Here is a 10,095-nt window from a genome sequence, read left to right on the forward strand (position 1 = left end):
GCCGCCGATCGGTCGTTACTTTGCAGTAAAAACTTTCTGAAACTTCTGAAGGGACGCCGACAGGTCCCCCTCGACCGCCTTGGCCGCCGCCTTACCGGCCGGGCCGATCAGCGCAAGACCACCCAGATCGATGCCGAGCGTCATCGTCGAACCCTCGCCCGACGGCGTGATCGCGACGTCGAGCTTGGCCTTGATACCTCCCTTGCCACTGCCGGAAAGCCGGATCTCGGCGGGCGGGCGGTACCGGTCGATGACCCAGTCGAACTTGACCCGGGCACCCTTGACCGACACGACCGACGTCACCTTGGCCTTCTCACTCAGTACCTCGGGGACGTCGCCTCGCCAGCCGTCGTGCAGCAGGAGCCACTCGTCGAAGCGGGACAGATCGGAGGCTGCCGCCCATGCCTCGTCAACCGACAACTCCAGACCGATCGAACTACTCGCCTTTGCCATGACTGAGCAGCCTAGCGCCCGGCACACCCGGTGTTCACGACCGGGCGGTGAATACGTTGTGGCCGGAGCGACAACCGCTCCGGCCACAACGAAGAATCTGACGAGTCCGACGATCCTATTCGGGCTTGGACTCCTTGGCAGGAGCGCCCGCGGCCTTACGGACCGCTTCCTGCGCCTTGTCGACCTGACCTGCGTACTTACCCTTGGTGGCCTTGTCGATGGCGTCGCCGCCCTTTTCGATCAGGTCCGGGTTCTTCCCGATCGCCTGCTTGGCCTTGTTCACGATGCCGCCGAGATCCATCGTCTGCTCCTGTCGTGGTCATTCGGCGTTCTGACGCCGAAAGTTGTGATACTGCACCAGCCTAGTCGCCGGTCGACTGTTGTCCGGGCGCTGCCCTGGCAGCGAGCACCCGCGCCACGACCTCCACGCACACGATGCCGACCGCGGCCGAGATCGCGCCGACCATCAGCTTCTGCGTGTCGGAGACGTCGAGCAGGAACATGTCCTGCGACCACGGGACCAGGAAGATCAGCACATAGGCACCCGCCGACACCGACAGCAGCACGATCTTCCACCAGTTGTAGGGCCGGGCGACCACCACCAGCACGTACCAGGCGACCGCGATCAGTGTCAGCAGGGTGGCCGTGGCCGCCTGCGTCTGATCGGGTGTCAGGTCGACCGAATCCTCGGCACCGAGCTGCGGTCCGGTGCCACCCGGGTTGACGATCACGAACGTCACGAACGTGCACAGGCCGACGATGATGCCGTTGGGCACCGCCTGACTGAGCACCCGGCGCACGAATCCCGTGCGGGCGCGCTCGTTGTTGGGTGCCAGCGACAGGATGAACGCGGGCACACCGATCGTGAACCAGTTGGAGATGGTCATGTGGATCGGTTGGAACGGGTAACTGATCGAGTCGATGTCGAACAACCAGCCGATGACGCCGCCGATACCGATGAACAGCGCCAGCAGCACCGCGTACACCGTCTTGGTGAGGAACAGGTTGGAGACCCGCTCGATGTTGCCGATCACCCGCCGGCCCTCACCGACGACGTAGGGCAGGGTGGCGAACTTGTTGTCCAGCAACACGATCTGTGCCACCGACCGCGACGCCGAGCTGCCCGAACCCATCGCCACACCGATGTCGGCGTCCTTGAGTGCCAGCACGTCGTTGACGCCGTCGCCGGTCATCGCGACGGTGTCGCCGCGGCTCTGCAGCGCCTTGACCATCGCCCGTTTCTGGTCCGGACGCACCCGGCCGAAGGTGACGCCGTCCTCCACGATCCCGGCGAGCTCGTCCGGATCGTCGGGCAGGGTGCGGGCATCGACCGAGGTGTCGACGGAACCGAGCCCGAGCGATGCCGCGACCGCACCCACCGAGCGGGCGTTGTCGCCGGAGATCACCTTCACCGAAACCTTCTGGTCGGCAAAGTATTCGAGGGTTTCCCGGGCATCCGGGCGCACCCGCTGCTCGAGGACGATCAGCGCCCGCGGGGTGAGGGTGCCCGGCACGGTCGAGTCACCGCCCGCCGGGCCCGTGGTGTCCACCGCGACGTCGGTGGTGCCCAGCAGCAGCACCCGCAGTCCGGTCTCGCCGATCTCGGTTGCGGTGCGCGCGATGTCGGTGTCCGGGTCGAGCAGCACATCCGGCGCGCCGAGCAGCCAATTACCCTGCGCCGCACCGGAGGCATCGGCGAACGACATGCCGCTCCACTTCTTGGCGGAGGTGAACGGCGCGATCGCCGTCGTCGACCAGTCCGGGGCGTCCGGATAGGCCTCCCCGATCGCGACGACGCTGGCGTTCGGACGCGGATCGTGCGCGGCGAGCGCGGCGAGAACGTCGGCGAAATCGCCGCCGCTGTCATCGACGACGCGGACATCGCCCAGGCGCATCCCGTTCTCGGTGAGAGTGCCGGTCTTGTCGGCGCACACCACGTTGACCCGGGCCAGCCCCTCGATCGCGGGCAGCTCGTTGACCAGGCACTTGCGGGCACCCAACCGCACCACGCCCACCGCGAACGCGATGGTGGTCATCAGCACGAGGCCCTCGGGCACCATCGGCACCAGGGCCGCGACCATGCCGAGCAGGGCGCGTTTGAGGCCGTTGTCGCTGAAGAACAGCTGGTTGACGATGGTGAGCACACCGGCCGGGATCAGCAGCCAGGTGATCACCTTGAGGATCTTGTCGATACCGCCGCGCAACTCCGAGGACACCAGCGTGAACTTGGATGCCTCGGCGGCCAGCTGTGCGGCGTAGGCGTCGGCGCCCACCTTCGTGGCCCGGTACGCCCCGGACCCGGCGACCACGAAACTGCCTGACAGGATCTTGTTGCCCGGCTTCTTGTGGATCGGATCGGCCTCACCGGTCAGCAGCGATTCGTCGACGTCCAGCGCCGCGGCGGTCACCACCTCGCCGTCGACGACGACCTGATCGCCCGAACCGATCTCGATGATGTCGTCGAGCACCACCTCGTCGGGGTCGATCTCGGCGGCGACCCCGGACCGGCGCACGACCGGCCGGGTCTGCCCGACGATGGCGAGCGCGTCGAGGGTCTTCTTGGCGCGGATCTCCTGGAAGATGCCGATGCCGCTGTTGGCCACCAGGATCAGCGCGAACAGGCCGTTCTTGAACGACCCGGTGATCGCGACGATCACGAACAGGATGCCGAGGATCGCGTTGATCCGGGTGAACACATTGGCGCGGACGATCTCGGCGACGGTGCGCCCGGATTTGTCGGGCAGCGCGTTGACCTGCCCCGCGGCGACCCGCTCGGCCACCTCATCGGCCGACAGCCCGGGGAACGCCCCTGCCTGTGAAACCGTATGCTGCGTCATCGATACCTCACCCCTGCTCGTGCCTGCATCTGCTCGTGCCGCGGCGATCGCTCACGCCGATCGTTCCCACCACGCGGGATCGGTCAGTCCGTCGCCGGTCCTGCCGACCAGATCGATCCGGCCGCCCGGCGGCGGGATCAGCACCGTCGCGGTGTTGTCCCGCGCCGACTCCAGTACCCGCCGCACCGGATCGGCCCAGGTGTGCCGGGCCAGATTGAAGGTGCCCCAGTGAATCGGCATCATCACCGCGTCACCCACCGACGATCCGGACAGCATCCGGTGCACCGCGATCGCCTCCTCCGGATTGAGGTGGATGTCGGGCCACAACGGATCGTAGGCACCGATGGCAATGAGTGTCAGGTCGAACGGCCCCGACGACGCGCCGGTGTCGGCGAAGCGTTCGGTGAATCCGGTGTCACCGGAGAAGAAGAAGCTGTGCGATGGGCCGCGGACCGCCCAGCTCGCCCACTGGGTGAGGTTGCGATCGAGGAACCGGCCCGAGAAGTGCCGGGCCGGACAGCACGTGAAGGTCAGCGATCCCCCTCGCGCCGTCGTCGAAGTCACCGCCTGCCCCCAGTCGGCCTGCCGGATGCGGTCGGCCGCGATCCCCCACGCGAGCAGGTGGGCGCCGACTCCGACGGGTGCCACGAACGTCACCTCGGGCCGGGCCGCGGCGATCGCGGTGATGGTCTCGTAGTCGAGGTGGTCGTAGTGATCATGACTGATCAGGACGATGTCGACTGCCGGCAACGTGGCCACCGACGCCGGGGCCGGGTGCAGCCGTGCCGGTCCGACCAACTCGCTCGGCGAGCATCGCTTGCTCAGCACCGGGTCGGTCAGGATCCGCACGCCGTCGAGTTCGACGAGCACGGTCGCATGGCCGAGCCAGGTGGCGGCCAGGTCGGCGCGGTCGTCGTCGAATCCCGGTGCGGTGAACGCCGGGGTGAGCACGCGGACCGGGCGCACGGGTTTGCCCGGGCGGCGCAGCATCTCCCGCAGCACCGAACCGTCGGTCTCGACCGGCGGGCTCGGCTGCTCCGCGTTGGCGAAACGTCCGTGGCGCAGGTGTGGCGATCCCTCGACGTGCGGGCGGATCTGCTCGCGTCCGGCACCGAGCGCCCGGAGCACCGGGACACCGGCGCCGGCCAGTCTCGTTGCGGCGCCGTCAGCGGCGTCGCGGGTCGCCGACGCGGCACGCCGAGCCACCGCCGACGCGGCGTTCGGTGCAGGGCTCGCTTTCATCCCGCCAACATTAGCGCCGCGGACCGGCGCTCCCCTGTTTCGACCCGTGGATGAACCGGCCGCTCTGCCTGGTCCGGGGCCCGCTGGTAGGCTCACTCAGGCTGTAAGCATGCTCCTGTTCCCGTGAGCGAACACCGCGCCGAGAGTGAACCCATGCCCCGAATGCCCGTCGAGGACCGCCGGAAGGCGCTGGTCGAAGCGGCATTCGATGTAATCGCCGAACACGGCGTGGAGAACGCCACCACCCGTACCATCTGTTCGCACGCCGGGATGCCGCTGGCCAGTTTCCACTACGCCTTCGACAGCCGTGACGACCTGCTCCGGCGCGTGATGCTCACCATCGCGCCGATGGCGATCGACAGTTGGGTCGCCACGATGGTTCCCCCCGCCGACGCCCCGGTCCTGGGCCGGGCGGGCCTCGATGACCACCTTCGGGCCAATTTGGGTATGTTCCGTTCCGTACTCGAATCCGGTCCTGGCCGGATGCGCGCCTGCGTGTCGCTGGCGTTGTACGCACAGAGCCATCCGCCGCTGGCGGCTGCGGCAAAGGAGATGTTCGAGCACTTGTACACCATCGCCGAGCGGTCGCTCATCGAGGCCGCGGACAACATGGGCGTCCATTGGCTGTCCTCGCCCCGTCAACTGGCGCAGTTCCTCGTGGGCACCACCTGTGCCGCCACGCTCGTCTACCTGGCCACCGCCGACACCGCCGCCGTCGACAACATCGTCGACGGTTCGCTCGAGATGCTGATGTCCCATGTGGCCGACAACTGACACGACGACCGCGTGGTGGCGCTCCGACTCCGACAGATACTGGCAGAGCATCGACGCCGCGGTGCGCGAGGAGGGCTGCGACAGTCCCGTCGCAGTGCTCGACCTGACCGCGTTCGAGCACAACGTCGCCGACCTGCGCCGCCGGGCCGGCGGTGTCCCGATCCGGGTCGCGTCCAAATCGATCCGGGTGCGAACGGTGATCTCGGAGATCCTCGCGCGTGACGGCTTCGCCGGGGTGCTGGCCTACGACGTGGCCGAGGCAATCTGGCTGGCGACCGAATCCGGCATCACCGACGTGCTGCTCGGCTATCCGTCGGTGCGTCCGCACGCGCTGCGCTCCCTCATCGCCGACGACGTGGCCCGCTCCCGGGTCACCTTGCTCGTAGACTCCACCGATCACCTCGATGTGGTCGACGCTCTGGTGGCACCCGCCGGGCGTGGCGACGTACGGGTGGCGATCGACCTCGACGCGTCGCTGCGGTTGGGCGGTGGCCGGGTGCACCTGGGCGTGCGCCGCTCCCCCGTGCACAGTCCCGCGCAGGCCCGGTCTCTCGCCGAAAGCATCGAGCGGCGCGCCGGTTTCACCCTCGTCGGGGTGATGTCGTACGAGGCGCAGGTGGCGGGAATGGGCAACGGCGCGGCCGGCAAACCGCTCACCAACGCGGCGGTGCGGCTGTTGCAGCAGCGGTCGATGGCCGAACTCGTCGAGCGACGCGTCGCGGCGATCGGGGCGATCAGCGAGGTCCGCGAACTCGAGTTCGTCAACGGCGGCGGCACCGGCTCCCTTGAGGTGACCGCCACCGACCCGTCGGTGACCGACATCGCCGCGGGTAGTGGGTTTTTCGGTGGTCACCTGTTCGATTCGTACGCCCATTTCCGGCCCGCTCCCGCTGTCGGTTTCGGGCTCGACGTGGTGCGTCTGCCCGCACCCGGCATCGCCACCTGCGCGGGCGGCGGCTGGATCGCCTCGGGCCCACCCGGCGCCGACCGGCTGCCGCTTCCGGTGTGGCCGGCCGGGTTGCGGTATGTCGGAACCGAGGCCGCCGGTGAGGTGCAGACACCGCTGCGCAATGCCGACGGACTGACCGTCGGTGATCGGGTGTGGTTCCGGCACACCAAATCCGGTGAGATCTGTGAACGAGTCGGCGAGTTGGTGTTCGTCGCCCGAGACGCGAGCGACTGCGCCCGCGTCGTCGACAGACTGCCCACCTACCGTGGTGAAGGGAAGTGTTTTCTGTGAGCAAGTACTTTTCTGGGAGAAAGGCGCCCGCTCCCCGCTGGCATAATTGGGGCCGCACGGTCAGTTGCGCGCCGAGCCGCACCGAGCTCCCGTCCGACGCGCTGCAGATCTCCCGGATCGTCACCGGGGCTGCCGAATCCGGGGCCACCGTGAAACCGGTCGGCGCCGGGCACAGTTTCACCTCGATCGCCGCCACTGACGACATCCGGCTCGACCTGCGCAACATGCGCGGCCTGTCCGGGGTCGACACCACACGCAAGCAGGTCACCCTGTACGCCGGCACACACCTGCACGAGATCCCGGGATTGCTTGTGCCGCACGGACTTGCGATGGCAAACCTGGGAGATATCGACCGGCAGACCATCTCCGGGGCCATCTCCACCGGAACCCACGGCACCGGACTGGGTTTCGGCGGTATCGCCACCCAAATCGTCGGCGCCAAGCTGGTCACCGGCACCGGTGAGATCCGCACGGTCTCCGCCGGCGACGACGACCTGCGCGCGGTCGCCCTCGGCCTCGGCGCGCTGGGCGTGCTCGCCGAGGTCACGGTGCAGTGCGTCGACGCCTTCTGCCTGCGCGCCGAGGAACGCCCCAGGACCGCCGACGAGGCATTCGGCACGTTCCTCGATGAGGTTGCCGCACAAGACCATTACGAGTTCTACTGGTTCCCGCACACCAGCCAGACCCTCACCAAGACCAACACCCGGCTACCCGCCGGCACCGCCCCCGACGGTCCGGGCAAGGTGCGCCGGTACGTCGATGACGAACTGCTGAGCAACAAGATGTTCCGGGCGCTGTGCGAGGTGGGCGTCAAGGCGCCCCGCCTGGTCAAGCCCATCAACCAGCTGACCTCGCGCGCACTGTCGGCCCGCACCTTCACCGATGTGTCCACGGGTGTCTTCACCTCCTCGCGCAACGTACGATTCGGCGAATCCGAATTCGCGATCCCGCTCGAAGCCGTTCCCGAAGCACTGCGGGATCTGCGGAACATGATCGACCGCAAGGGTTTCCGGGTCAGCTTCCCGATCGAGGTGCGGGCCGCCGGCGCCGACGACCTGCTGCTGTCGACCGCGTCCGGCCGCGACAGCGGCTATATCGCCGTGCATCGGTATCACCGCGACGACCCCGCCGACTCGGCCGCCTACTTCGCCGGTTTCGAGGCCATCATGGTGGGCTACGGCGGCCGTCCGCACTGGGGCAAGCTGCACACGCGCGACGCGTCCTACTTCCGGGAGGCGTATCCGGGTTTCGAGGAGTTTCTTGCCGTCCGCGACCGGTACGACCCGGATCGGGTGTTTGCCAACCCGTATCTGAAGAAAGTCTTGGGATAGGCCGTCACAAACCCCACCAATAGCCCCCGGCATCGCAATAATCTCCTCGCCGAGGCGTATTGGTGGGGTTTGTGACAGCTCTCCATCGCATATCGGCCGTGAGAGGTTCACGCTGCATCATCGTCACCTGCCGGTGACAATGGAGTGATGCGTCATATGCTCGACCAACTCATCACCGACCTGCCCGCAGGCCCGATCAGCCTGGCCCGGATCGTGTCGGCCACCGGTTCCGCGCCCGGTGCCGTCGGCACCGCGATGCTGGTCAACGCATCGGGTGCGGTGAGCGGGGCGTTGTCGGGCGGCTGCGTGGACGCCGCCGTCGTCGACACCGCGCAGCAAGTGCTGGCAACCGGCGAAGCTCTGACCGAGGAGTTCGGTGTCGACGAGTCCGGCGGGCTCGGCGTGGGACTGCTGTGCGGCGGCACGATCGAGGTGTTCGTCGAGCGTGTCGAACCGTCGCGGCTGGCGATGCTGACGAGACTCCGAGATGCAATTCGGGCCGGTGTTCCCGCATCCCTGGCCACGACGCTCTCGGCCACACCGCAGTGGCATCTGGTGTCGGGGCATCTGGTGACGGCCGGCCCAAAACCGGGCAGGTCCCGATCGTGGCTGGGCCTGGACCTCGACATCGACGACCTGCTGGCCGCCGGACGATCCGGGATAGTCGGCTTCGCCGACTGCGATGATCGTGACGGAAAGAGCCGCCGGCCCCGCACGCTGGTACAGACCTTCGCCCCGCCGCGCCGGCTGATCCTGGTGGGCGCCAACGACTTCGTCCGTGAACTCGCGGTCCTGGGCAAGCAGTTGGGGATGCGGGTGAGCGTCGTCGACGCCCGCCCGGTGTTCGCCACAGCAGCCCGATTTCCGGCCGCCGACGAGGTGGTCGTCGACTGGCCCGACCGCTACCTGCGCCGGGAGATCGGTGCCGGACGCATCGGCGCTTCGACGGCCGTATGCGTGATGACCCACGACACCAAGTTCGACGTGCCCGCGCTGACCGTGGCCCTGCGTTCGGCGGTACCGCTCGGCTTCGTCGGCGCGCTCGGCTCGCGCCGTACTCACGACGACCGCCTGCGCCGCCTGCACGAAGCGGGCCTGTCCGACTCAGAACTCGCGACGCTGCACTCGCCTGTCGGCCTGGACCTGGGCGGACATACCCCCGCCGAGGCAGCGGTCTCGATCGCCGCCGAGATCATCGCCGAACGCACCCACGCCACGGGGCGGCCGTTGCACGCGCTGACCGGCCCCATTCACCGGACGCCCGGCCCGCTGGTTCAGGTGTGAAGCGACCCGGCGCCGGGATCTGGGTCAGCGGCCTTTGAAGACCGGCTTGCGCTTGGCCGCGCGGGCCGCCCGGCCCTCCTCGATGTCCTCGCTGATCCAGCAGCGTTCCATGGCCTCCACCCGCTCGGGGGCCGGCTTCTCGCGGGCCTCGGCGTTGAGCACCATCTTGTAGTGCTGCAGGGTCAGCGGGGCCAGTTCGGCGATCTCGGCGGCCCATGCCTGCGCGGCGGCCAGATCGCCGATGCGGTTGGTGAAGCCGAGTTCGAGGCCGCGCTCGGCCGACAGGGTCTCGCAGCCGATCAGGAGGTTGCGGGCCTGTCCGGCACCCACCAGCGTGACCAGCCTGCGGATGGTCCATTCATCAACGGACACACCTAGTTTGGCGGCCGGAATGGCCACCAGGGTGCCGGGTGTGAGCACCCGCAGATCGGCGGCCATCGCCAGTTGCAGCCCGGCGCCGATGGCGCCCCCGCTCACGGCGGCGATCACCGGTACCGGCACCGATTCGATCTTCTCCATCAACGTCATCACGCCGTCGAGGAAGCCGAGATCGTAGACGGGCCCGGTCAGGTCGGCGCCGGCGCTGAACACGGGCCCGCGTCCGGTGAGCACGATGGCGCGGGCATCCCCGTCGACCGCCGCACTGAATGCGTCGGACAGGCCCGACAGCATCTCCTCGTTGAGCGCGTTGCGCTTTTCGGCGCGATCGAGCTCGATGGTCACCACGGCATCTGTCCGGCTGCTACGAATCATGCACGCAGCCTACCGAGGTGAGCGTCGCCTTCGCCGACCGGCGCACCGGCCGATCAATCGAGTAGGAGGGCCGGGTTTCCCGGCCCTCCTCTCACACCACCGGACGTGCGGGCCTCGCATCCGGCGGTTCGCTAGGTCGTTCGAAACCTGGCCCAGGCTGGGTGAAAGAACACGACACCAC

9 protein-coding genes are annotated in these 10,095 nt (G+C 68.2%); 4 read left to right on the plus strand and 5 right to left on the minus strand.

All coding sequences use genetic code 11. The features are described from left to right. Positions 1 to 15: 15 nt before the first annotated feature. The 4 genes from KDB67_RS12705 to KDB67_RS12720 form a co-directional block, all read right to left on the minus strand. A complete protein-coding gene (locus KDB67_RS12705; protein WP_291016190.1) occupies positions 16 to 453 on the minus strand; it encodes an SRPBCC family protein in 438 nt (145 codons plus the stop codon). A gap of 115 nt (positions 454 to 568) precedes the next feature. Continuing rightward, positions 569 to 754, minus strand: a complete 186-nt coding sequence (locus KDB67_RS12710) for an antitoxin (RefSeq protein WP_291016191.1) — start codon at positions 752 to 754, stop codon at positions 569 to 571. 61 nt (positions 755 to 815) lie between these two features. After that, positions 816 to 3,290, minus strand: coding sequence for an HAD-IC family P-type ATPase (locus tag KDB67_RS12715; RefSeq protein ID WP_291016192.1), 2,475 nt, complete (start codon positions 3,288 to 3,290; stop codon positions 816 to 818). Between the two features lie 51 nt (positions 3,291 to 3,341). Further along, the gene (locus tag KDB67_RS12720; RefSeq protein WP_291016193.1) at positions 3,342 to 4,532 is read right to left on the minus strand and encodes an MBL fold metallo-hydrolase; all 1,191 of its coding nucleotides are present in this window, start codon (positions 4,530 to 4,532) and stop codon (positions 3,342 to 3,344) included. A 153-nt stretch (positions 4,533 to 4,685) separates the two neighbouring features. On the opposite strand from KDB67_RS12720, the gene KDB67_RS12725 reads away from it, so the two are divergent. The 4 genes from KDB67_RS12725 (at position 4,686) to KDB67_RS12740 (ending at position 9,161) form a co-directional block, all read left to right on the plus strand. Beyond that, positions 4,686 to 5,306 carry a TetR/AcrR family transcriptional regulator gene (locus tag KDB67_RS12725; RefSeq protein ID WP_291016194.1) on the plus strand — a complete coding sequence of 207 codons (621 nt, stop codon included), beginning with the start codon at positions 4,686 to 4,688 and terminating at the stop codon, positions 5,304 to 5,306. After that, positions 5,290 to 6,546: an alanine racemase gene (locus KDB67_RS12730; protein ID WP_291016195.1), complete on the plus strand. Its 1,257-nt coding sequence runs from the start codon at positions 5,290 to 5,292 to the stop codon at positions 6,544 to 6,546. Before KDB67_RS12725 ends, KDB67_RS12730 begins: the two co-directional genes overlap by 17 nt. Beyond that, the gene (locus KDB67_RS12735; protein WP_291016196.1) at positions 6,543 to 7,877 is read left to right on the plus strand and encodes a D-arabinono-1,4-lactone oxidase; all 1,335 of its coding nucleotides are present in this window, start codon (positions 6,543 to 6,545) and stop codon (positions 7,875 to 7,877) included. The genes KDB67_RS12730 and KDB67_RS12735 overlap by 4 nt, the downstream gene beginning before the upstream one ends. Positions 7,878 to 8,024: 147 nt before the next feature. Continuing rightward, complete coding sequence (locus tag KDB67_RS12740) at positions 8,025 to 9,161, plus strand: XdhC/CoxI family protein (RefSeq protein ID WP_291016197.1); 1,137 nt, start codon at positions 8,025 to 8,027, stop codon at positions 9,159 to 9,161. A gap of 24 nt (positions 9,162 to 9,185) precedes the next feature. Here the strand turns inward: KDB67_RS12740 and KDB67_RS12745 are convergent, their stop codons facing one another. Beyond that, positions 9,186 to 9,914 carry an enoyl-CoA hydratase gene (locus tag KDB67_RS12745; protein ID WP_291016198.1) on the minus strand — a complete coding sequence of 243 codons (729 nt, stop codon included), beginning with the start codon at positions 9,912 to 9,914 and terminating at the stop codon, positions 9,186 to 9,188. Positions 9,915 to 10,095: the final 181 nt, after the last annotated feature.

Source organism: Gordonia sp. (in: high G+C Gram-positive bacteria) (assembly GCF_020438995.1).
Taxonomy (GTDB): Bacteria; Actinomycetota; Actinomycetes; order Mycobacteriales; family Mycobacteriaceae; genus Gordonia.

Coding starts and splice junctions, on each gene's coding strand:
- KDB67_RS12705 (WP_291016190.1), bottom strand. CDS start 453: ATGGCAAAGGCGAGTAGTTCGATCGGTCTGGAGTTGTCGGTTGACGAG.
- KDB67_RS12715 (WP_291016192.1), bottom strand. CDS start 3,290: ATGACGCAGCATACGGTTTCACAGGCAGGGGCGTTCCCCGGGCTGTCG.
- KDB67_RS12725 (WP_291016194.1), top strand. CDS start 4,686: ATGCCCCGAATGCCCGTCGAGGACCGCCGGAAGGCGCTGGTCGAAGCG.
- KDB67_RS12720 (WP_291016193.1), bottom strand. CDS start 4,532: ATGAAAGCGAGCCCTGCACCGAACGCCGCGTCGGCGGTGGCTCGGCGT.
- KDB67_RS12740 (WP_291016197.1), top strand. CDS start 8,025: ATGCGTCATATGCTCGACCAACTCATCACCGACCTGCCCGCAGGCCCG.
- KDB67_RS12730 (WP_291016195.1), top strand. CDS start 5,290: ATGTGGCCGACAACTGACACGACGACCGCGTGGTGGCGCTCCGACTCC.
- KDB67_RS12745 (WP_291016198.1), bottom strand. CDS start 9,914: ATGATTCGTAGCAGCCGGACAGATGCCGTGGTGACCATCGAGCTCGAT.
- KDB67_RS12710 (WP_291016191.1), bottom strand. CDS start 754: ATGGATCTCGGCGGCATCGTGAACAAGGCCAAGCAGGCGATCGGGAAG.